The organism is Sinorhizobium chiapasense (assembly GCF_036488675.1).
Taxonomy (GTDB): domain Bacteria; phylum Pseudomonadota; class Alphaproteobacteria; order Rhizobiales; family Rhizobiaceae; genus Sinorhizobium; species Sinorhizobium chiapasense.
The window spans coordinates 1735539-1756047 of the sequence record NZ_CP133148.1 but is presented as its reverse complement, the minus strand read 5'-3'; the positions used below and the strand labels follow the sequence as shown (position 1 = coordinate 1756047).

The 20509-nt window shown below is 61.2% G+C and carries 19 protein-coding genes; 11 read left to right on the top strand and 8 right to left on the bottom strand.

Annotation, left to right across the window (positions count from 1 at the left end):
- Positions 1-49: 49 nt before the first annotated feature.
- From RB548_RS08410 to RB548_RS08400, 3 genes are all read right to left on the bottom strand, one after another.
- Positions 50-694, bottom strand: a complete 645-nt coding sequence (locus RB548_RS08410; protein ID WP_331374477.1) for an acyl-homoserine-lactone synthase — start codon at positions 692-694, stop codon at positions 50-52.
- A gap of 155 nt (positions 695-849) precedes the next feature.
- The gene (locus tag RB548_RS08405) at positions 850-1587 is read right to left on the bottom strand and encodes a helix-turn-helix transcriptional regulator (RefSeq protein ID WP_331374476.1); all 738 of its coding nucleotides are present in this window, start codon (positions 1585-1587) and stop codon (positions 850-852) included.
- A gap of 170 nt (positions 1588-1757) precedes the next feature.
- Entirely contained in the window at positions 1758-4070 is a 2313-nt protein-coding gene (locus RB548_RS08400) for an NADP-dependent malic enzyme (protein ID WP_331374475.1), read from the bottom strand.
- Positions 4071-4245: 175 nt separating this feature from the next.
- On the opposite strand from RB548_RS08400, the gene RB548_RS08395 reads away from it, so the two are divergent.
- Positions 4246-5091: a UDP-2,3-diacylglucosamine diphosphatase gene (locus RB548_RS08395; protein WP_331374474.1), complete on the top strand. Its 846-nt coding sequence runs from the start codon at positions 4246-4248 to the stop codon at positions 5089-5091.
- Between the two features lie 243 nt (positions 5092-5334).
- Positions 5335-6555 (top strand): MFS transporter, encoded by a 1221-nt coding sequence (locus RB548_RS08390; RefSeq protein WP_331374473.1) that lies wholly within the window; start codon positions 5335-5337, stop codon positions 6553-6555.
- On the opposite strand, the gene dgcA is transcribed toward RB548_RS08390, so the two are convergent.
- The gene (gene dgcA / locus RB548_RS08385) at positions 6507-7490 is read right to left on the bottom strand and encodes an N-acetyl-D-Glu racemase DgcA (RefSeq protein WP_331374472.1); all 984 of its coding nucleotides are present in this window, start codon (positions 7488-7490) and stop codon (positions 6507-6509) included. The genes RB548_RS08390 and dgcA overlap by 49 nt on opposite strands.
- Before the next feature lie 197 nt (positions 7491-7687).
- On the opposite strand from dgcA, the gene RB548_RS08380 reads away from it, so the two are divergent.
- From RB548_RS08380 to RB548_RS08365, 4 genes are all read left to right on the top strand, one after another.
- Complete coding sequence (locus tag RB548_RS08380) at positions 7688-8842, top strand: ABC transporter permease (protein ID WP_331374471.1); 1155 nt, start codon at positions 7688-7690, stop codon at positions 8840-8842.
- A 12-nt stretch (positions 8843-8854) separates the two neighbouring features.
- Positions 8855-9667 (top strand): ABC transporter ATP-binding protein, encoded by an 813-nt coding sequence (locus RB548_RS08375; protein ID WP_331374470.1) that lies wholly within the window; start codon positions 8855-8857, stop codon positions 9665-9667.
- Between the two features lie 300 nt (positions 9668-9967).
- On the top strand, positions 9968-11338 hold the full coding sequence (locus RB548_RS08370; protein WP_331374469.1) for an MlaD family protein: 1371 nt from the start codon (positions 9968-9970) through the stop codon (positions 11336-11338).
- 85 nt (positions 11339-11423) lie between these two features.
- A complete protein-coding gene (locus RB548_RS08365) occupies positions 11424-12041 on the top strand; it encodes an ABC-type transport auxiliary lipoprotein family protein (protein ID WP_331374468.1) in 618 nt (205 codons plus the stop codon).
- A gap of 54 nt (positions 12042-12095) precedes the next feature.
- Here RB548_RS08365 and RB548_RS08360 read toward each other — a convergent pair whose 3' ends face one another.
- Entirely contained in the window at positions 12096-12374 is a 279-nt protein-coding gene (locus RB548_RS08360; RefSeq protein WP_331374467.1) for a BON domain-containing protein, read from the bottom strand.
- Positions 12375-12565: 191 nt separating this feature from the next.
- Complete coding sequence (gene hemF, locus RB548_RS08355; protein ID WP_331374466.1) at positions 12566-13477, bottom strand: oxygen-dependent coproporphyrinogen oxidase; 912 nt, start codon at positions 13475-13477, stop codon at positions 12566-12568.
- Between the two features lie 219 nt (positions 13478-13696).
- On the opposite strand from hemF, the gene RB548_RS08350 reads away from it, so the two are divergent.
- Together RB548_RS08350 and RB548_RS08345 are read left to right on the top strand one after the other, a co-directional pair.
- Positions 13697-13957 (top strand): hypothetical protein, encoded by a 261-nt coding sequence (locus tag RB548_RS08350; RefSeq protein ID WP_331374465.1) that lies wholly within the window; start codon positions 13697-13699, stop codon positions 13955-13957.
- A gap of 153 nt (positions 13958-14110) precedes the next feature.
- Positions 14111-15292, top strand: a complete 1182-nt coding sequence (locus RB548_RS08345) for an MFS transporter (protein WP_331374464.1) — start codon at positions 14111-14113, stop codon at positions 15290-15292.
- On the opposite strand, the gene soxR is transcribed toward RB548_RS08345, so the two are convergent.
- Positions 15289-15762 carry a redox-sensitive transcriptional activator SoxR gene (gene soxR / locus RB548_RS08340; protein ID WP_331374463.1) on the bottom strand — a complete coding sequence of 158 codons (474 nt, stop codon included), beginning with the start codon at positions 15760-15762 and terminating at the stop codon, positions 15289-15291. The two genes, RB548_RS08345 and soxR, sit on opposite strands and share 4 nt — an antisense overlap.
- Positions 15763-15840: 78 nt before the next feature.
- Here soxR and RB548_RS08335 point away from each other — a divergent pair, with 78 nt between their 5' ends.
- Both RB548_RS08335 and RB548_RS08330 read left to right on the top strand, forming a co-directional pair.
- A complete protein-coding gene (locus RB548_RS08335) occupies positions 15841-16416 on the top strand; it encodes an NADPH-dependent FMN reductase (RefSeq protein WP_331374462.1) in 576 nt (191 codons plus the stop codon).
- Positions 16413-17651 (top strand): MFS transporter, encoded by a 1239-nt coding sequence (locus tag RB548_RS08330; protein WP_331374461.1) that lies wholly within the window; start codon positions 16413-16415, stop codon positions 17649-17651. The genes RB548_RS08335 and RB548_RS08330 overlap by 4 nt, the downstream gene beginning before the upstream one ends.
- A gap of 17 nt (positions 17652-17668) precedes the next feature.
- Here RB548_RS08330 and RB548_RS08325 read toward each other — a convergent pair whose 3' ends face one another.
- The gene (locus RB548_RS08325) at positions 17669-18130 is read right to left on the bottom strand and encodes a tRNA (cytidine(34)-2'-O)-methyltransferase (protein WP_331374460.1); all 462 of its coding nucleotides are present in this window, start codon (positions 18128-18130) and stop codon (positions 17669-17671) included.
- A 469-nt stretch (positions 18131-18599) separates the two neighbouring features.
- Between RB548_RS08325 and RB548_RS08320 the strand changes: the two genes are divergently transcribed.
- Positions 18600-20453: an ABC transporter ATP-binding protein gene (locus RB548_RS08320; RefSeq protein ID WP_331374459.1), complete on the top strand. Its 1854-nt coding sequence runs from the start codon at positions 18600-18602 to the stop codon at positions 20451-20453.
- Positions 20454-20509 lie beyond the last annotated feature (56 nt).

The following is a 20509-nucleotide window of genomic DNA, read 5'->3' as shown; positions in this document are numbered from 1 at the left end:
GCAGCAAGAGAGAAGAAGCCGGACCGCAACAGCGGTCCGGCGAAGCCGATCAGGCGGCCCGTGCTGTTTCGAGCGACATCGGGCGCTCGAGCACGGTGCCCTCGATCGCGGCGACCTGCTTCATCGTTTCGAGCAGTTCCCGCGTCACTTCCCACGCCACTGCCACGGCGTAGACGGAGCCGATGCGGTGCGGGTCGGCGATGCGTTCCCCGGGGCAACCCATCCGACGGAACATTCTTTCCAGGAAGACGTCGGTAACCGTGACGATGTGGCTGATGCCCGAGGCAAGGCCCAGTTCACCCACACCACACATGAGTTCCGCGGCCGCGACCGTTACCTGGTTCGATGCGCGATCCTGCGAAATGTCCGGATCGATGCAGAACCGGCTCGATTCCCAGACGGAGGCGCTGCGGATCTCAGGGTTGTCGCCGAGCAGGATCGGAAACGTATCGTCCAGCATGTTCGGTCCGAGGGTCGGCAGGAGCCGCAGCGATCCGCGTAATTTTCCGGTATCCGGCGAGTACGACATTACATAGAGCGGGTTCGCCTTGTCGTAGTGGTCGATTTCCCACTCGCCGTCCGTCTTCACGTCCCACTTCAGGAAGTCGTGGAACACGCGCTTGCGCAGCCGGAACATTTCGTCGATGGCCTGCGGGTGCCGTCCGCGAGCGTTACCGTTCACAATCCTGATCATCTTTCGCTCCATCGTTATTGCGCGATATGGGGCGATGCTGTCAGGCTCAAATGACAGATGTAACTGTCGGTAGTGACAGTTCAAAAGCCGATTTTTTCCTACTAAATTTGCGGGGCTTTTGTCGGAGGGGCGACGGTAATGGTTAATTTGACCCGTCAGATGGTGGGGATCAGAGCGTGACGAACCGCCTGCGCCACGGCTTGCGTATTGGAGACGACATTCAACTTGCGGCGCGCATTGGTCATGAAGAAGCGGACCGTGCGCTCGGAAATGCCGAGGATCGTGGCGATTTCCCAGTAACTCTTGCCGGCCGCCGACCAGGTCAGCACCTCGGTTTCGCGGCCTGTCAGCCTCATGTCGCGCTCATCGATCGCGCCGGCCGTGGCCGCATGTTCCAACATCGATGCGTGGAAGAGATTGGCGGCCAGCTGGAAGTCGCGCAAATGGCAACGCCGGTAGATGGACCATTCCGCAGGCGACATGTTGGCGTTGATGGCGAGAAGCGCCATGCGTCCGGCAGGTGACGGCAGCGGCAGCGCAACGCCTTCTGTCGAAAGCCCGATCTCCTCCGCTGCATGAAAGAGCGGTTCGCACTCCGGAAAGCGTCGGCGGGCGGTCGTCCACTCGACAGGTCTCACGCCACCGAGCGCAAGCCGCAGGATGGGGTCGATGCGGTGGAGAGCTCTCGCGCGATAGATCTCGGCTGCATAGGCGCCGAACGTATGGTGCAAACGGCAGACCTTCAGGCCGTCGGCAAGGGGCTCCGCTTCCAGGTATAGCAGATGTGCGATCTTGAAAGTGCGGCGCATCAACGCGAAGAATTGCTCGGGTTCAGCGCAGCCCCCGTACTCCACAATGTCCAATAGATCGAGGACAGCCTGTTGATCCGTCATGCCCAACACCGAGTCTTGCCCCTAGATAAGCATGGTAATGGGGGCATGCTTTGTCTAGTGCAATATTTCGTAAACGCTGCAAACTATTGCCCTTTCTAAATTCATGGTTGAATTTTGATCGGGGTAAACGTCGGGCCCTGCGGGTCGGCGGCCCGACATGTGTCAATCCGTTACACCGGATGGCTTGCCTCCACGACGGCAAGAGCAGCCATGTTGACAACGCCGCGCGATGTGACCGACGGCGAAAGAATGTGTGCGGGCAGGGCGGAGCCCAGAAGGATCGGCCCGACATGGAGGCTGTCCGTCATGGTCTTGACCACACCGAGCGTAATGTTGGCTGCATCCAGATTGGGGAATACCAGCAGGTTGGCTTCGCCGTTCAGGGCGCTGTCCGGCATCACACGCTGACGCAGGATTTCGGAGATCGCCGAGTCGCCGTGCATTTCACCGTCGACTTCGAGGTCGGGGGCAAGGTCACGCACGAGTTGCAGCGCCGCGCGCATTTTCGAAGCGCTTTCGGAGTCGCGCGAACCGAAATTCGAATGCGACACGAGTGCCGCACGCGGCGTGATGCCGAAGCGGCGGATTTCTCCGGCCGCCATCACGGTCGTCTGCGCAATCTCCTCGGCGCTCGGATTGTAGCTCACATAGGTGTCGGTGAAGAAGGTCGCACCGCGCTGCGAGATGAGCAGGCTCAGCGCCGAGAAATCGAGAACGCCTGCACGCTTGCCGATGATCTGCGAAACATCGCGCAGGTGCTTGCTGTAGCGTCCTTCGACGCCGCAGATCAGCGCATCCGCTTCGCCGCGCTTGACCGCAAGAGCGCCGATCACCGTCGTGTTCGTGCGCACGATGGTACGCGCCGCTTCAGGAATGACGCCGCGGCGGCCGACGAGCGCGAAATAGTCGTCGACGTAGTCGCGGTAGCGCGGGTCGCCTTCAGGATTCACGACCTCGAAATCCACATCCGGGCGGATCCGGAGACCATAGCGCCGCAGACGCGTCTCGATGATCTGAGGGCGGCCGATCAGGATGGGATTGGCGGTGCCTTCCTCCAGCAGCACCTGAGCGGCGCGCAGCACCCGTTCGTCTTCTCCTTCAGCAAAGATGACGCGATTCTTTGCGGCGTTCTTGGCTGCCGCGAAGACCGGCTTCATGATGAAGCCAGAACGGAAGACGAAGCGGTTCAGCTTATCGAGATAGGCGTCGAAATCCTGAATGGGACGGTTCGCGACGCCACTTTCGGCCGCCGCCTTCGCCACGGCCGGAGCGATGCGGAGGATCAGCCGCTGGTCGAACGGCGAGGGGATGAGGTAGTCGGGCCCGAAGACCGGCGTTTCGCCCGAGTAGGCGCGGGCGGCGACATCCGACGGCTCCTCGCGCGCAAGTCCGGCAATTGCCCGCACCGCCGCCATCTTCATTTCTTCGTTGATCGTGCGTGCGCCGCAATCCAGCGCGCCACGGAAGATGTGCGGGAAGCAGAGAACGTTGTTGACCTGGTTCGGGAAATCGGATCGTCCAGTGCAGATCATGGCGTCGGGGCGCGCCGCGCGGGCAACCTCCGGCATGATCTCGGGAGTGGGGTTGGCGAGCGCCATGATCAGCGGCTTCTCGGCCATCTGGGCAAGCAGTTCGGGCTTGAGCACGCCCGCGGCCGAAAGCCCGAGGAAGACATCGGCGCCGCCGATGCTGTCGGCAAGCACGCGCTTGTCGCTGTCCTGCGCATAGACGGACTTCCACTGGTCCATCAGCGCTTCACGACCCTTGTAGACCAGACCCTCGATATCGTGGACCCAGATGTTTTCGCGCTTTGCACCGAGCGTAACGAGAAGGTTTAGGCAGGCGAGGGCGGCCGCGCCAGCGCCGGATGCGACGATCTTCGCCTCGGCAATATCCTTGCCCGCAAGTTCGAGGCCGTTCAGAACGGCGGCGGCTACGATGATCGCGGTCCCGTGCTGGTCGTCGTGGAAGACCGGTATCTCCATCTTCTCGCGCAGGCGCCGCTCCACATCGAAGCATTCCGGCGCCTTGATGTCCTCGAGATTAATGCCGCCGAAGGTCGGCTCCAATGCTGAGACGACATCGACCATGCGATCGACAGTCGGCGCGTCGATCTCGATGTCGAAGACGTCGATGCCGGCGAATTTCTTGAAGAGCACGGCCTTGCCTTCCATGACCGGCTTGGAGGCGAGCGGGCCGATGTTGCCGAGGCCGAGAACGGCCGAGCCGTTGGAGATTACCGCGACCAGGTTGGCGCGGGCCGTGAAGTCGGCTGCTGATTCCGGATTGTCCCTGATGGCGAGACAGGGCGCGGCGACGCCCGGCGAATAGGCGAGCGCGAGATCGCGCTGGTTGCCGAGCGGCTTGGTCGGCTGGATCTCAAGCTTGCCCGGGCGCGGGTAGCGATGAAAGAAAAGTGCCTGCTGATCGATGTCTCCGCTTGCCGGAACCGATTGGGATTTCACTTTGTCGCCCGTATTCATGCTTGCATTCCTTGTTCGTGGTCGAGGCCTTTTGGCATGAATTGCGGGCGGCGTATAGTTATGCTCTGGCTCATTTCCGACGCCCGATTTGTCGCATGCGTATGCCGTGTCATCTTCCTGAAACACGAGTCTGGTTTTGACGGTGATCAAAAGGATCAACCAAGACGAGGCTCGCATGACCGCGGCATCGGTATCCCAACAGAACTCGGTTCGAAAACTGCGGACGCTCTTCATCTCCGACGTCCATCTCGGCTCAAAGGCGGCGAAGACCGACTACCTGCTCGACTTCCTGCGCCATCACGAGGCCGAAACCATCATCCTCGTCGGAGATATCGTCGACGGCTGGCGGCTGAAGCGCAGCTGGTATTGGCCGCAGCCCTGCAACGACGTGGTCCAAAAGCTGCTGCGCAAGGCCCGCAAAGGCTCTCGCATCATCTACATTCCCGGCAATCACGACGAGTTCATGCGGGATTTTCCGGGCGTGCATTTCGGGGGCATAGAGGTGGCGCAGCGCCACATGCACAAAGGCGCAGACGGGCGCAACTATCTCGTCCTGCATGGCGACGAATTCGACGTCGTGGTGCGCAATGCACGCGTGCTCGCCTATCTCGGCGACTGGACCTACGACATGGCGATCGCCATCAATATCGGGCTGGCGGCGATCCGCCGCCGTCTCGGCATGCCCTATTGGTCGTTCTCCTCCTGGGCAAAGCTGCAGGTCAAGCATGCGGTGAACTTCATCGGCGAGTTCCAGAAGGTCGTCGCCGATGAGGCGCGCCGTCACGACGCGCAGGGTGTCATCTGCGGCCATATTCACCACGCGGTGATCGAGGACATCGGCGATGTCCGCTACATCAACACCGGCGATTGGGTCGAAAGCTGCACGGCAATCGCCGAGCATCACGATGGCCGGATGGAGCTTATCACCTGGCACCGGATGCGTGGCGGCATGATCGAGGTGGAAAGCTCGGATGAGGCTGAAAAGATGCTGGCGCATATCCTCGCGCCGCAGGCAGCCTGATTCCTAAAGCGCCGCGCGTCTTGATCAGACGCGCAAAGGTCGCTGCAGCACTTGGATCGCTGCATGTTCTTTGTCCTCAAATCGGCTCCGACTAAGGAAACATGCAGTAGCGCAACTCGGCGCAAGACGGTTTCGTACCTTTTTCCTCGCCGTTTCCAGAGAGCCACCTGTGGCGAAAACTAGCTTATGGTGCGCCGCGGCGCGGTTGTGCTAGAGGATGGCCTACAGCCATCAGGTCACTCCATGATTCCCTCATCCGCGCCCTCGAATGTGGGGCCTCCGCCGCGTCGTTTCGCGCTCCGCATAGCGCTGCTCTTTTGCGCGCCGTTGATCGTCAACGGCTTTGCCATGCCGTATTTTCCCGTCTGGCTCAGCACGCTGTCCATGAGCGATTTCGAGATCGGCGTCGTTCTCGCCGTTCCGATGTTCATTCGCGTCATAACCGCGCCGCTCGCCGGCGTGCTTGCGGATCGGATCGGCGAGCGGGTGATCGTGCTCATCTGGTCGGCAGTTCTGTCTCTTGCGACGGCCTTCATTCTTTTCTACGCGCACAGCTTCTGGCCGGTTCTCCTCATCTACGCGCTGCAATCGGCGGTCTATTCGCCCTATGTGCCGATCGTGGAGGCAATCGCGCTGTCCGGCGTGAGGCGCTGGGGCTTCGATTATGCGCATATGCGCGTCTGGGGATCGGTCGCCTTTATCGGTGCGACCATGCTGGGCGGCTGGATGATCGGCAGATTTGGCGGCCCCATGGTCTTGCCGGCGATGGCCGTTGGCTTCGGACTGATGATCCTAATCGCTCTTTTGGCGCCGCGCGTCGGCCGGCCGCGCCGTCCTTCGCCGATCACGGCGCTGACCGAACCGCCGCCGAAATCGCTGCGCCAGCCTGACCTGCAGTTGCTGTTGATCGGCGTCACACTGGTCAACAGCAGCCACGCCATGCTCTTCGCCTTCTCGGCGATCTACTGGCAGCACATTGGCTTCAGCGGCACGCAGATAGGGGCTCTCTGGAGCGCCGGCGTGGCAGCCGAAGTGCTGATGTTCTTTTTCGCCAAGGCCATCATCCGGCGCTTCAGCGTATGGACGATGATCTTCTCCGGCTGCGGACTTGCCGTCGTGCGCTGGCTGATCTTCCCTATGGAACTCGGCTTCTCCGGCTATTTCGTCCTGCAGTGTTTCCACGCCTTCACCTATGCGATCATGCATACGGGCATGCAGCACAAGCTGGTGGAGAGGGTAGCCGAAGAGCAGGAGGCTTCGGCGCAGGGCCTCTACTTCTTCTACACCGGCTTTTTCACGGCGATATTCACGTTCCTTTCGGGCTATTTCTACGCCTGGTTCGGCGTCGACGGCTTCTATTCGATGTCGGCCGTCGCCTTCACCGGCTGCTGTTTCGCCTTTGCCGGCTGGTATCTTCAGCCCCAGAGGCTGGCCTCGGGCGGAAAGACGAGAGAGGCTTCGTAGCGCAGGCCCGGCTCGCGGTCTTCCGCGAGCAGGAGCGGGCCGTCGAGATCGACAAAATCGGCCCCCTGGGCGACGAGCATCGCCGGCGCCATGGCGAGCGAACTACCGACCATGCAGCCGACCATGATCTTGAGCCCGAGCGCCTCGGCTGCGGCGCGCATGCGAAGCGCCTCAGTCAGCCCGCCGGTCTTGTCGAGCTTGATGTTGACCGCATCGTAGCATCCAGCCAATCCCTTGAGATCGTCTGTTCCGTGCACGCTTTCATCGGCGCAGACCGGAACCGGGTGCGCGATAGAAGCAAGCGCGTGGTCGCGGCCGGCCGGCAACGGCTGCTCGATGAGAGAGATACGATTTTCCGCGCAGGTGGCGAAGTGGACGGCGAGATTGTCCTCCGTCCAGCCCTCATTCGCGTCGAGGATGATCCGACTTTCCGGCGCGCCCTGGCGGACAGCGCGAATGCGCGATGTATCGTCGGCAGTACCGACCTTCACCTTCAACAGCGCGCGATGGGAATATTTATGTGCCTGCTTCATCATCTCCTCCGGCTCGCCGAGGGAGAGCGTGTAGGCGGTGGTCAACGGGCCGGGAGTGGCGATGCCGGCCAGTGCATGGACGCGCTTGCCGCTTTGCTTCGCCTCAAGGTCCCAAAGGGCGCAGTCGACCGCGTTGCGAGCGGCGCCAGACGGCATCGCCTGCTGGAGATCCATGCGCGTCAAGCCGGCCTCGATCGACGAACGCGCAACCTCGATGGCAGCCAGGACAGATTCGAGCGATTCGCCATAGCGGGCATAGGGTACGCATTCTCCCCAGCCGGTCACCTCGCCGTCGCTGATTTGGCAGGTGACGACGCTCGCCGTCGTCTTCGAACCGCGGGAAATCGTGAAGACACCGGCGATCGGAAAGTGTTGGACGGTTGCGATAAGCGAAAGTGGCATTGGATCTTCTCCGCCGGGTCCATGGGCGACATCTTCGCCATCACCCGCTCTGCTTTTTTTGGGAACTTATTTGACCAGTGTAGCTTTTCAGCCGCACAAAGCGCGCTTTACGACTTTGAATTTCTGCATGATTTGGTCCTTAGATCGAATCTGGTTTAAGGAATTATGGAAAAGCCAACCGGGAAGACCAGGATCACGTGACGCGTTCCCAAACCCAGATCGTTGCAGATGTCACGCTTGAGGAGAGCGCCGGAGCAGAAGGCCGACGCTACGTCTTCAGCGGCAGCTGGCGACATGAGACAGCCGAGGCGATGGCCGCGAAGCTGAAGAAGCTTGGGCGCCCCTCGGGCGGTCGGTTTGAGTTCGATTTTTCCGGGATCACGGCGATGGATACGGCGGGCGCCTGGATCATCCGCCGCTTCATGAACGGTATTGGCGGCGAGGCGGGTGCGGAAGTGCATTTCGCAAGCGGCGGCCAGCGTTATGTTGAACTGGTGCAGGCGCTGCCGGCGAAGTTGCGCCCTCCCGAGCACGACACCGCGCGACCTCCACTTTTCCAGCGATTGTTTGCACCGCTCGGCGAGGTGGTCGTGTCAATATGGACGGATACGGTTGCGGCCATGTTCATCCTGGGCTCGGCCGTCCGCGGTGCTCAACTCAAGCTCGGGCGTCATGCGGGGGTTTCGCCCGCAGCGATCGTGCATCAGATCGACCGCATGGGCGTCATGGCGGTGCCAATCATTACGCTGATGTCGTTTCTGATCGGCGCCATCATCGCGCAGCAAGGAGCTTTCCAACTCAGGTCGTTCGGCGCCGAGATCTTCGTCGTCGACCTCGTCGGTATTCTGCAGTTGCGCGAAATCGGCGTGCTGCTCACCGCGATCATGATTGCCGGCCGTTCCGGCAGTGCGATCACGGCCGAAATCGGTTCGATGAAGATGCGCGAAGAAGTGGATGCGCTGAAGGTCATGGGCTTGAGCCCCGTCGGCGTTCTGGTCTTTCCGCGCCTTGTGGCGCTGACGATCGCGCTGCCGCTCCTGACGATCATCGCAAACTTCGCGGCGCTAGCCGGTGCGGCGCTTGTGGCGTGGAGTTATTCGGGCATCACGTTCGCGACATTCCTCTCGCGGCTGCAGGAAGCCGTCGACTTCTCGTCGGTAGCTGCGGGCATGATCAAGGCACCGTTCATGGCGCTGATCATCGGCGTCGTTGCTGCCGTCGAGGGGCTCAAGGTCGGCGGCAGCGCCGAGTCACTCGGACGTCGCGTGACGTCGTCGGTCGTCAAATCGATCTTCGTCGTCATCCTTATCGACGGATTGTTCGCCATGTTCTATGCGGCAATCGACTTCTGAGGCGGACGGAACATGGTTCAGGCAGTCATGGAAAAACAACCGGACAACGCGGTGGAACAGCGCGAAGCCGTGCTTTCCGTTCGCGACCTTACGGTCGGTTTCGGCGACAACATCGTTCTCGACAAGCTCAATCTCGAAGTGCTGCGCGGCGAGATCCTGGGCTTCGTTGGCGCGTCCGGTACCGGCAAGTCGGTGCTGATGCGCACGGTGCTCAGGCTCTTGCCGAAGCGTTCCGGCACGATCGAGATCCTTGGAGCCGAATACGACAAGATGAGCGAGGCCGATCGCATGGCACTCGACATGCGGCTCGGCGTTCTTTTCCAGCATGGCGCGCTCTTCTCCGCCCTAACGGTGCGGGAGAATATCCAGGTGCCGATGCGCGAATATCTCGATCTGCCGCAGGACCTGATGGACGAGCTTGCGCGGCTCAAGGTCGAATTGGTAGGCCTCGCGCCGGAGGCCGCAGATAAGTATCCATCGGAGCTGTCAGGCGGTATGATCAAGCGCGCGGCACTTGCGCGCGCTCTCGCCCTCGATCCGGATCTCGTCTTTCTCGACGAGCCGACCTCGGGTCTCGATCCGATCGGCGCTGCGGAGTTCGACGAGTTGATTGCCAAGTTGCGCGACACGCTTGGATTGACCGTGTATATGGTGACTCACGATCTGGACAGCCTGTTCTCGGTCTGCGACCGGATTGCGGTTCTTGGAAAGAAGCGCGTTCTGGTTTCCGGCACGATCGAGGACATGCTCGCCTGCGAAGAGCCATGGGTGAAGTCCTATTTCCGAGGCAAGCGGGCAAGGTCGATCGTTCGCGAGCACGACTGATGCTCGCAGCGTGCATGGTGACAAGCTTCGGGCAAGCGCGCTTGTCGAAGCAGTGTGAATGAGCGGCTAGAGCATCCCGCTTTCAAGTGGAATCACTGAAAGCGGATAAGATGGCCTAGAATCAAAGTGCTAGAGCGTCCTTTGTGCGTTGGCTTGAACGCACGGCGCTCTACTGCATGTTTCCTTAAATCGTAGCCGATTTAAGGACGAAAACATGCAGCAATTCAAAGTGCTACAGCGTCCTTTGCGCGTCTGATAAGACGCGCGGCGCTGTAGAAGTCGCGAAGGTAGTCGGAGCCAATGGAAACCAAAGCGAACTATGCCATTGTCGGCTTCTTCACCGTGCTCGTCATCGCGGCCGCATTCGGATTCGTCTACTGGATGTCACAGTATGGGCGAAGCGGCCAGATGGTCGAACTCATCGTCAATATCCCAGGTTCGGCCAATGGCCTTTCAGTGGGCTCGCCGGTGCGATTCAACGGCATCAACGTCGGCACCGTCCGCAACCTCGCGATCGATGCGAACGATCCGCGCTTTTCGCTTGCCGTCACCGAGGTTTCCGCCGACGCGCCCGTACTGACATCCACCAGGGCCACGCTCGAGGTGCAGGGCTTGACCGGTGCCGCCTATATCGAGCTCAGTGGCGGCAACAAGGGCGACGAAAACATCCTGAAAACCGCTCTTGAAAACGGAACACAGGCGCGCATCCTCGCCGATCAGTCGAGCGTTACCAGTCTGTTGGCGACCGCGGACCAGATCCTCGACCGCGCGAACGGCGCCATCAGCGATATACAGGGCTTCGTCACGGATGTGCGCGGCCCGCTCACCGCGACGATCGGCAATGCCGAGCGCTTTTCCAAGGCGCTTGCCGACAATTCCGGTGCGATCGACGAGTTCCTGAAGAGCGTCGGGGAGCTCTCGACAACGATCAGCGCCGCATCCCAGAAGCTCGACTCGACACTTGCGGGCGCCGACACGTTGATCAAATCGGTGGACCCGAAGAAAATCGACCGCATCGTCAGCAATGTCGAGCAGGTGAGCAATGACCTCAAGAACGCCTCCGGCGGCGTTTCCGAGACGATCTCTGCTTTCCGGCGGACCGTGGAAACCTATCAGGAGGTGGGCAGGAACGCCCAGCAGTCGCTGAAGCGCGTCGATACGCTGATCGCATCGGTCGATACCCAGAAGGTCGAACTGGTCGTCAACGACATCTCGGCCGCGAGCGCCGACGCCCGCCAGACTGTCGCACGGATATCGGACTTTGCAGCGAAGATTTCCGCACGGCAGGAAGACATCGACCAGACGATTACCGATTTCACGCAGATGTCGAACAAGCTGAACGCAGCGTCGAACCGGGTCGACGGCATTCTGGTGAAAATCGATGGCTTCCTGGGCGATGCCGACGCGCCGTCGCTCTCCGCCGAGGCGCGTTCGACGCTCGAGGCATTCCGCAAGGTTGCCGACAGCCTCAATGCACAGATCGGTCCGATCACGGAGAACCTCAGACGGTTCTCCAATTCGGGGCTGCGCGACGTGGAGGCGCTGGTCACCGATACGCGCCGCACGGTGCAGGGCCTGGAGAGCACGATTTCAAACTTCGATAGAAATCCGCAGAGACTGCTTTTCGGGGGCGAAACGGTAAAGCAGTATGATGGCCGCACGCGGCGGTGATTCGCGTCGGTCGAGTGTTGCAAGCGACATGCACCCAACGGGCTACGCTGGAAATTGCGCCTGAGTGGATGGGGATATTGGCAGTATGGATTTTCGGGGGCTGGTAGTTGTGCGTAGGGGGAGGGCGACCCGGTCTGCCGCAATATTCTCTTTGGCGCTGGCGCTCGCGGGTTGCGGCACGCGCGCGGCCGTCAATGATACGTTCAGTCTTGCAACGGCGCCGCTTGTTATAGGGCAGGCGTCGACCAACAGACAGATCCTCGTGCCCGAGCCGACCGCGCTCCAGACTATCAACAACGACCGGATCGTAATCCGGCTGTCCAGATCGGAACTGCAATTTCTCGCCAGGGCGCAATGGGGCGACCGGCTTCCGAGGATGGTGCAGGACAAGCTCGTCCAGACCTTCGATAATACCGGGAAGGTGGGAGGTGTCGGCAAGCCGGGGCAAGGCCTCGCGATCGATTACCAGCTCATCACCGAAATCCGTTCCTTCGAAATCTCGACAGAGGGGGCGGACACGGCGGTCGTCGAGATCTACGCCAAGCTGCTCAACGATCGAGACGGCACTGTCCGGACGCAGAGGGCCTTCCGTGCGGCTGCGCCCGCGCGAAGCGCGAACAGCTCCGCCTTCGTCGCCGCCCTCGATGCGGCTTTTGCCCAGGTCGCCGCGGAGATCGTCGGCTGGACCCTCGGCTCGATATGAGCTCCGAATTTCGGTTCTTCGCCCCTCACAAGCTGAGCTCGGTTGGTAAGACGCTCAGCCCGTTCCGACTTTCGAAATCTCGATGTGGTTGACCACTTCGGCAACGCCCTCGACCGCCGCTGCCGCTTCCTCCGCGCGCGCGACTTCCTCCCTGGTCGCCACCGTTCCGCCAAGCACGACCGTGTTGCCCCTGCAGGTGACCGTGACATCAATCGCGTCGAGCCCCGGCGAGACCGCAAGAAAGTGCGCGACGCGGCGTTCGAGTTCAGCGGGGTGCTCGGCCGGTTGTCTCTCCGGGTCGTCGCCGAAGAACGTTCGTTTCTTGAAAATCATGCGCCGGTCCTTCTCTCCACAGCGCAGCGCGCCTTATCAGGCTCGCAAAGGACGCTGTAGCACTTTGATTCCAGAGCATCCTATCCGCTTTCAGTGGTTTCACTTGATGGAGGGATGCTCTAGCGGGAAGAACGCTGGTCGCGGGATTTTGTTCACATGGTCCTGTTCGACGCTCGCGACGCGGCTTCGCGTCAAGGCCAGCGCACGACCGGAGGCAGGGAGGAGAGGATCGATTCGACGTTTCCGCCGGTCTTGAGGCCGAAAATCGTACCACGGTCGTAGAGCAGATTGAATTCGACATAGCGCCCACGGCGGACCAACTGCTCGTCGCGATCCGCTTCCGTCCACGGCGTATTGAAGTTCGCGCGGACGATTTTCGGATAGACGAGTGCAAAGGCTTTTCCGACATCGCGGGTAAAGGCGAAATCCGCCTGCCAGCCGCCGAGTTCATCGGGCGAATGCAGCCAGTCGTAGAAGATGCCGCCGGTGCCACGCGGTTCGTTCCTGTGTTTCAGGAAGAAATACTCGTCGCACCATGCCTTGAACTTCGCGTGATCGGCGACCGCGTGGCGACTGCAGGTGATTTCCATCGCCCGGTGGAAGAGCATCGTATCTGGATCGGTCATCACACGCCGGCGATCAAGAACCGGCGTGAGGTCGGCGCCGCCGCCGAACCAGTGGCTGGTCGTTACGACCATGCGGGTATTCATATGCACGGCGGGGACGTTGGGATTGACCGGATGGGCGATCAGCGAAATGCCGGACGCCCAGAAACGCGGATCCTCGCTGGCACCGGGAATCTGCTCGCGAAACTCGGGAGAAAACTCACCATAGACGGTCGATGTGTGGACGCCGACCTTTTCGAAGACGCGACCTTCCATCATCGACATGCGGCCGCCGCCGCCGGATCCGCCCTCGCGCAGCCAATCCTTGCCGACGAACCGGCCCGCCGGCTGGTCGGAGAGCGGTCCGGCCAGGTCGTCCTCAAGCGCCTCGAAGGCCGCGCAAATCGTGTTGCGCAGACTTTCGAACCAGGCCTTTGCCTCGGCCTTTTTCTCTTCGATGTCGGCAGGCAGGCCCTGCGGCAATTGCGGTCTTTCCATGGGAGTTCAGCTTCCATTCGCGGCTTCTCGCACAGGAAAAGCCGCCGATTCGAGTGGTTTCGCCACAGTTCATATTTTTCCCCGGATGGCAACGGCGACGCGACCCCATCGACAGTCTACCGCAGGATTTAGCCCGAGATGGGAATGATTTGGCGAGTGCGGGGCGAGGGCTGGCAATGGCGTCGCAGTCATCCTATCTTCGTTACAGAGGTATGGCCCATGGCAAGGATACCCGCGGCACCGCCGCTTGAAGGCTTGCGGCGTCAGATTGCCCGGCACCGCCGGGAAAAACCCACGCGGAGCGACAGGCTCTTCGTGCGCGAGACGTTTCGGCTCGAGCGAAGCGCGGCGCGCGCCAAGGCGCGCGAGTGGTTCGAGACCTGGCCCAAGGCGGCCTATTGGACCGAGGTGGAAAGCTGGCGCCAGCTCGACGGCGATGAGATCGAGTTCACCATGCGCCGGTTGCCGAGCGCCGACTGATCTTCCTCTTTGCCTTTGCACGCTCCGGTCGTAGAGCGCTCGCAAAAACCAGCGACTTGTCCCGAAATATGGTCGCCAGAGCGCAACCTCTGCGCTATAAGGACAGGCGGCACTCTCCAAGCCATTCCGTCCTCCCTCCCGGCATCGTGTTTCATGCTTGTCTTCCGCTCGGTCGCTATTCTGTCCGCAACGCAGATCACTGCCTGGGGCGCCATGTTCATGGCGGTTTCGGTGACGGCAGCAGACATGGCCGACGATCTCGGCCTCAACCCATCGAGCGTCTATCTCGGTCCAACCGTCATGCTGGTGGCGATGGCGTTGTGTTCGCCGCCGCTCGGCTCATTCTATGCGCGTCATGGTGCCCGGCTGGTGTTGGCGCTCGGTTCGCTCTTCGCTGCGCCCAGTCTCTGGCTGCTTGCAGCAGCGCAGGAGCCGTTTTCCTATTTTGCCGCCTGGACCGTCCTTGGAATGGCAGGTGCCGCGACCCTGACGACCTCCGCCCATGTCTTCCTGAACGAAATAGCGGGCGAGGGCGCCCGCCGTGCGATCGGCGCGCAGATGCTCGCCATGGCACTCGCGCCGAGCCTTGCCTGGCCGGCCACCGTCTATCTGGAAGCTTTGCTCGGTTGGCGCGGCACTTTCGCGCTTTATGGCGCGGTGATGCTGCTTGTCTGCGCGCCCTTGCATTTCTTTGGGCTGCCAAAAACTGTGGGTCATGTCCATGCGCCCAAGAGCCCATCGCCAGAAGCTTCGTTCCCGCACGACACAAGTCGCAACCACCTCGTCACAGCGCTGATCACCACCGCCGTCGCGCTGAACGGATTCGTCACCTGGGGCTTCCAACTGGTGGTGATCGACCTTTTCCGTAGCTTCGCAGTGCCGGATTATCTCGCCGTCGGTTTCGGTTCGGCAATCGGCTTCATCCAATTGTCCGCGCGGCTTTTTGACTTTCTGGGCGGTAACCGCTGGAACGGCCTGACGACCGGCCTGGTCGCGGCAACAATCATGCCGCTCGCGCTGCTGGCATTGATTTTCGGTAATGGAGCCGAGTGGTCGATCATCCTGTTTCTCGTGCTCTACGGCCTTTCGAGCGGCGCCATGTCGGTCAGTCGGGCAACGATGCCGCTCGTATTCTTCACGTCAGGGCAATACGCTTCCGTGGTGGCGCGCCTGGGTCTCCCTCTCAATCTCGCCTTCGCGGCCGCTCCGCCTTTCTTTTCATTCATTCTCGGCGCGGCTGGGAATTGGTGGGCTTTGTCGATCGCGCTTCTCTGCTCCTTTGGCACGCTGGCAAGCATGGTGGCGCTGGGCCGCATGAGGCCGGTAGAGCGTTAATCCGTCCTATCCATCGGGTCGATCAGACGCGGACCGGCTCCTTCGCCGCCGAGCACGTCGTATGGATTGCGCAAGGGACACTCGCGCATCGAAAGACAGCCGCAGCCGATGCACCCCGTCAGATGGTCGCGCAGCGCCGTCAGCTTTGCGATGCGCTCGTCCAGCTGGTGTCGCCACGTCATGGAGAGTTTGGCCCAGTCCTCGACCGTTAACGGCCGATCATGTGGCAAAACGGAAAGCGCCGACTGGATTTCGGCCAGCGGAATGCCGGTACGCTGAGCGACCTTGATGACGGCTACGCGCCTGAGCACTGCACGCGGATAGCGCCGCTGGTTGCCGCGGCTGCGGTTGCTTCTGATCAACCCCTTGGTTTCGTAAAAATGGAGTGTCGACACCGCTAGACCGCTGCGTTCTGCGACCTCGCCGACCGTCAACTCCCGCGCAACATCACCGACCCTGCTTTTTTCCATGGGATGCTATTGACCTAAACTATGGTTGAGGTTCTATAGCATGAGCTCCCTGATAGCGACAACAAGGAGCTGATACCCATGACAGAGAAGCTGACCCTCGCCGTGATCTATGGCAGCGCACGGCAGGGCCGATTCTGCGATACCGTCGCCAGTTGGCTCATCCGTGAACTTTCGGCATCCAGCGTCTTCAGCCTGACGATCATCGATCCGGTGAGACTGAGGACTTCTCGCGGGGTCGAAAAGGCGATCGATCCTGCCGAATGGATGGAACGGAAGGTCGCCGAGGCGGATGCCTTTATCGTCGTCACGCCCGAATACAATCATGGTTATCCCGCCGCGCTGAAGGAGCTGATCGATTCGGTCTACGAACCGTGGCACGCGAAGCCGGTTGCCTTCGTTTCCTATGGTGGCGCATCCGGTGGCATCAGAGCGGTTGAACAGCTCCGTCAGGTTTTTGGCGAACTGCATACGGTCACCTTGCGCGACGGCATCGCTTTCCCAAAAGCCTGGTCGAAATTCGATGCAGCCGGAAATCTCTACAAGCCCGATGAATTGCGAGCGCCGTTGTTCCTGATGATGGATCGACTGACCTGGTGGGCACGCACTCTGAAGAGCGCCCGCAAGACGACGCCTTACAACGAGATCGCGGCATGAGCGACCCAAGCTTCCATGTATCAACTGCCGCAGAGGGGGTTCCTTCTGCGGAAACCAGGGGCCGCAATCTCACGCTTCTGTGCGTGAGCGCCTTGACGATCATGTCGGGCGCGACAATCTCCGCATCCTTGCCCGGCATCGAAGCTCGCTTCGCCGAGACCGAGGGGGCAGCCCTGCTCAGCCGGCTGATGCTGACGCTGCCGGCGATCTTCATCGCCGCACTCGCGCCCGTTGCCGGTGTCATTGCCGACCGGTTCGGCCGAAAGCGGCTCTTGCTTCTTTCGCTTGTCGTCTTTGCGCTCGCCGGATCATCCGGTCTCGTCCTCGACAACCTGCCGGCCTTGCTTGCCGGCCGCGCGGTGCTCGGCATTTCCGTCGCAGGCATCATGACGACAGCTACCGCGCTTGTCGGCGACTTCTTCGAAGGTGCGGCGCGCGACCGCTACATGGGGTTTCAGGCCGCTTTCGTCGGAATCGGCGGCGCCATCTTCCTGTCGGGCGGCGGTCTGCTCGCCGACATCCATTGGCGTGGGCCCTTCGCGATCTATTGCCTGGCTTTTGCGCTATTGCCGGCAGTCTTGGCGCTCATTCCGGAACCGCACAGGACAGCGGTGTCGCACTCTGTAGAGGTCAAAGCGGCGCCTCGCCATGGTTTCGCTTTGCCTCTTGTCCTCGTGCTGTTTGCGGCGTGCCTGCACTTTGCGATCTTCTACATGCTACCGACACAGCTGCCCTTCTATCTGAAGAGCCTCGGCATCGCCCAGCCAAGCCGCGCCGGCATCGCGATCGGAGCAGGGCAGGTGGTTGGCGTCCTCGCGGCGCTTTCCTTTTCGCGGGTGAGGAGCCAGATCGGCCGGATGGGCGTCTTTGCCCTCGGTTTCGCAGCGCTCGGCGCCGGCTACATCGGATTGGGAAGCGCCCAATCCTATGCCGGCATCCTTGCCGCAACGGCGATAACCGGGATCAGCATGGGGTTGATGACGCCGAACCTCTCGGCTTCGTTGCTCGCCATCGCGCCGCCAGCGCTGCGCGGACGACTTTCGGGAGCCCTGATCGCGGCAATCTTTGCCGGCCAGTTCGTCTCACCGCTCGCAAGCCAGCCGCTCGTCCGCGACTGGGGCTATGCGGCCGCCTTTACGGGCGCCGGCGCATTGCTCGGCGTGCTCGCCCTGATCTGCCTCGTAAGCCGGATGCTGCTCGCCGTGCGTCCCCGACAACAAGAGGGCAGGGCATGACGCTTCTCGCGGCCCGGTCAGTCAGGCTCGGTTTGGCGGATTGCTTCGCCGACGATCATGGCGGCCGAGATGGCAATATTGAGCGAACGCTGACCGGGGGCCATCGGGATGACGACGCGGCCGTCGGCCCGCTCGTGCACGTGGTCCGGCACGCCGGCGCTTTCACGTCCGAACAGCAGGATGTCATCGGCGCGAAAGCTGAAGCGCGTGTAGCGCTGCGCCGCCTTGGTCGAGGCCAGCACAAGCCGCCTGCCGGTGGTCGCCCGCCAGGCTTCGAAGCGCTCCCAATTGACGTGGCGGGTGAGGGTGACGGCCGCAATGTAGTCCATGCCGGCGCGCTTGAGGTTACGATCCGACAGATCGAAGCCGGCAGGCTCGATGATGTCGACCGCGAGTCCCAGACAGGCGGCAAGCCGCAGGATCGTGCCGGTATTGCCCGGGATATCCGGCTGGTAGAGCGCGATGCGGAGATTGTTCATGGACCTTCACCGGAACGTGACGGAGCGTGCAAAAGCGACGGTTTCTATGACAGTGAATCGGCACACGATCCACCCGTGGCCCCGCCATCGGAGGACACATTTGGTGTCGCTGGTTTTGCGCTCGCTAATTTGTGCCGTATCGGCAACAGCCAGCACGATGATTACCAAATGGGCAATAAAATACCCGCGACAATCTGGCGCGGGCGCGCGAACAGGTTTAAAGCTCGCTCATCTTCAACGCGAACTAATGGAGGCATGCATGCATATTCCCGTGATGACACGCCTCTGGGCCAGGTCATTCCTGGTCTGACCGGTTCCGCGCCTATTCTTTCTGTCGATCGATTGACGCGCGCTCCGGTTCTCCGGAGGTCGTAGCCTGTATTACTGGTCCATTTCCGGTTTCGATTTTTCCAGATAAGAATGCGGGGCGACCCGCCTTCCTTCAAAAATACTCTGAAGGAGCTCGATAATGTTTGGCTGGTTTGAATCCCGCCTCAATCCCTATCCGACGGAAGAGCCGACGCTTCCGCCGAAGGGCCTTTTTGCCTTCTGCTGGCACTACACAAAGCCTGCCGTTCCATGGCTTCTGATCATGTCGGTTTGCACCATGCTGATCGCGATCGGTGAGGTGGCGCTGTTTCAGTTCCTCGGCAACATGGTTGACTGGCTCTCCAGTGCCAACCGCGAGAGCTTCCTGGCGGCCGAAGGCGACAAGCTGTTCTGGATGGCGGCGCTCGTCCTCATCGGCCTGCCGGGTCTGGTCGCTCTCGATTCCTTCGTCATGCATCAAGTGCTGCTCGGCAACTACCCGATGATCGCGCGCTGGCAGATGCACCGTTACCTCTTGCGCCAGAGCATGACCTTCTTCGCCAACGAATTCGCAGGACGCGTGGCCACGAAAGTGATGCAGACGTCGCTTGCGGTGCGCGAGACGGTGATGAAGATCCTCGACGTCTTCGTCTATGTCGTCAGCTATTTCGTGACGATGCTGATCGTCGTGGCGACGGCCGACTGGCGGCTGGTTGCGCCGCTCGCTGTCTGGGTCGTGGTCTATATCTGCATTGTCACCTACTTCGTGCCGCGGCTGCAGAAGATCTCGAAGGAGCAGGCCGATGCGCGCTCGATGATGACGGGCCGTATCGTCGACAGCTATACCAACATCGGTACCGTCAAGCTGTTCTCGCACGCAGGTCGCGAGGAGACCTACGCCCGCACGGCGATGGACGAGTTCCTCGATACCGTTCACCGGCAGATGCGTAAGGTCACTCTCTTCCATGTGTTCGTTTACGCGAACAATAGCCTGGCGCTTTTCGCCATCAGCGCCCTTGGCATCCACCTGTGGCTGACGAGCGCGATCTCGGTGGGCGCAATCGCCATCGCGGTCGGCCTTGCGATGCGCATCAACGGCATGTCGCAGTGGATAATGTGGGAGGTCTCCGCACTGTTCGAGAATATCGGCACGGTCTATGACGGCATGGGCATGATGACCAAGGCGCACGACATCGTCGACCAGCCGAATGCGACCATGCTGAAGGCAGACAAGGGCGCGATCAGCTTCGACAACGTTCGCTTCCACTACGGCAAGGCGAAGGGTGTCATCGATCGGCTGTCGCTCGATATCCGCCCGGGCGAGAAGATTGGCCTCGTCGGGCGGTCGGGCGCCGGCAAGACGACGCTGATGAACTTGCTGCTGCGCTTCTACGACCTGGAGTCGGGTTCCATCCGGGTCGACGGCGAGGATATCTCCACCGTCACCCAAAATAGCCTGCGCGCACAGATCGGCGTCGTTACGCAGGACACTTCACTGTTGCATCGCTCGATCCGCGACAACATCGCCTATGGGCATCCGGAAGCGAGCGATGCGGACATCATCGCCGCGGCAAAAAAGGCGAATGCCTGGGACTTCATCCAGACGCTGGAGGACAATCTTGGCAGGCGCGGCCTCGATGCGCAGGTTGGCGAGCGGGGCGTCAAGCTTTCCGGCGGCCAGCGCCAGCGCATCGCGATCGCCCGCGTCTTCCTCAAGGATGCACCGATCCTGATCCTCGACGAGGCAACGTCGGCGCTCGATTCCGAAGTCGAGGCCGCGATCCAGGAAAACCTGTTCGCGCTGATGGCCGGCAAGACGGTGATCGCGATTGCGCACAGGCTCTCGACATTGACCGAGATGGATCGCCTGGTAATCCTCGAGGCCGGTCGAATCGTCGAAACCGGCTCTCATGAAGAACTGGTGGCCAAGGGCGGGCTCTATGCCGATCTCTGGTCGCGCCAGTCCGGCGGCTTCATTGCCGACGACCTGGAGAAGGAAGAAGCGGCGGAGTAATCCGCCGCTTCCATTGGCCTTTGGCAACAAACAGTTAACGCGTTTTTTTCGAGTTC

Excerpts from the sequence above, each read along its gene's own strand:
- RB548_RS08410 (WP_331374477.1), bottom strand. The coding sequence starts at position 694 with ATGATCAGGATTGTGAACGGTAACGCTCGCGGACGGCACCCGCAGGCC.
- RB548_RS08405 (WP_331374476.1), bottom strand. The coding sequence starts at position 1,587 with ATGACGGATCAACAGGCTGTCCTCGATCTATTGGACATTGTGGAGTAC.
- RB548_RS08400 (WP_331374475.1), bottom strand. The coding sequence starts at position 4,070 with ATGAATACGGGCGACAAAGTGAAATCCCAATCGGTTCCGGCAAGCGGA.
- RB548_RS08395 (WP_331374474.1), top strand. The coding sequence starts at position 4,246 with ATGACCGCGGCATCGGTATCCCAACAGAACTCGGTTCGAAAACTGCGG.
- RB548_RS08390 (WP_331374473.1), top strand. The coding sequence starts at position 5,335 with ATGATTCCCTCATCCGCGCCCTCGAATGTGGGGCCTCCGCCGCGTCGT.
- dgcA (WP_331374472.1), bottom strand. The coding sequence starts at position 7,490 with ATGCCACTTTCGCTTATCGCAACCGTCCAACACTTTCCGATCGCCGGT.
- RB548_RS08375 (WP_331374470.1), top strand. The coding sequence starts at position 8,855 with ATGGTTCAGGCAGTCATGGAAAAACAACCGGACAACGCGGTGGAACAG.
- RB548_RS08370 (WP_331374469.1), top strand. The coding sequence starts at position 9,968 with ATGGAAACCAAAGCGAACTATGCCATTGTCGGCTTCTTCACCGTGCTC.
- RB548_RS08365 (WP_331374468.1), top strand. The coding sequence starts at position 11,424 with ATGGATTTTCGGGGGCTGGTAGTTGTGCGTAGGGGGAGGGCGACCCGG.
- RB548_RS08360 (WP_331374467.1), bottom strand. The coding sequence starts at position 12,374 with ATGATTTTCAAGAAACGAACGTTCTTCGGCGACGACCCGGAGAGACAA.
- hemF (WP_331374466.1), bottom strand. The coding sequence starts at position 13,477 with ATGGAAAGACCGCAATTGCCGCAGGGCCTGCCTGCCGACATCGAAGAG.
- RB548_RS08350 (WP_331374465.1), top strand. The coding sequence starts at position 13,697 with ATGGCAAGGATACCCGCGGCACCGCCGCTTGAAGGCTTGCGGCGTCAG.
- RB548_RS08345 (WP_331374464.1), top strand. The coding sequence starts at position 14,111 with ATGCTTGTCTTCCGCTCGGTCGCTATTCTGTCCGCAACGCAGATCACT.
- soxR (WP_331374463.1), bottom strand. The coding sequence starts at position 15,762 with ATGGAAAAAAGCAGGGTCGGTGATGTTGCGCGGGAGTTGACGGTCGGC.
- RB548_RS08335 (WP_331374462.1), top strand. The coding sequence starts at position 15,841 with ATGACAGAGAAGCTGACCCTCGCCGTGATCTATGGCAGCGCACGGCAG.
- RB548_RS08330 (WP_331374461.1), top strand. The coding sequence starts at position 16,413 with ATGAGCGACCCAAGCTTCCATGTATCAACTGCCGCAGAGGGGGTTCCT.
- RB548_RS08325 (WP_331374460.1), bottom strand. The coding sequence starts at position 18,130 with ATGAACAATCTCCGCATCGCGCTCTACCAGCCGGATATCCCGGGCAAT.
- RB548_RS08320 (WP_331374459.1), top strand. The coding sequence starts at position 18,600 with ATGTTTGGCTGGTTTGAATCCCGCCTCAATCCCTATCCGACGGAAGAG.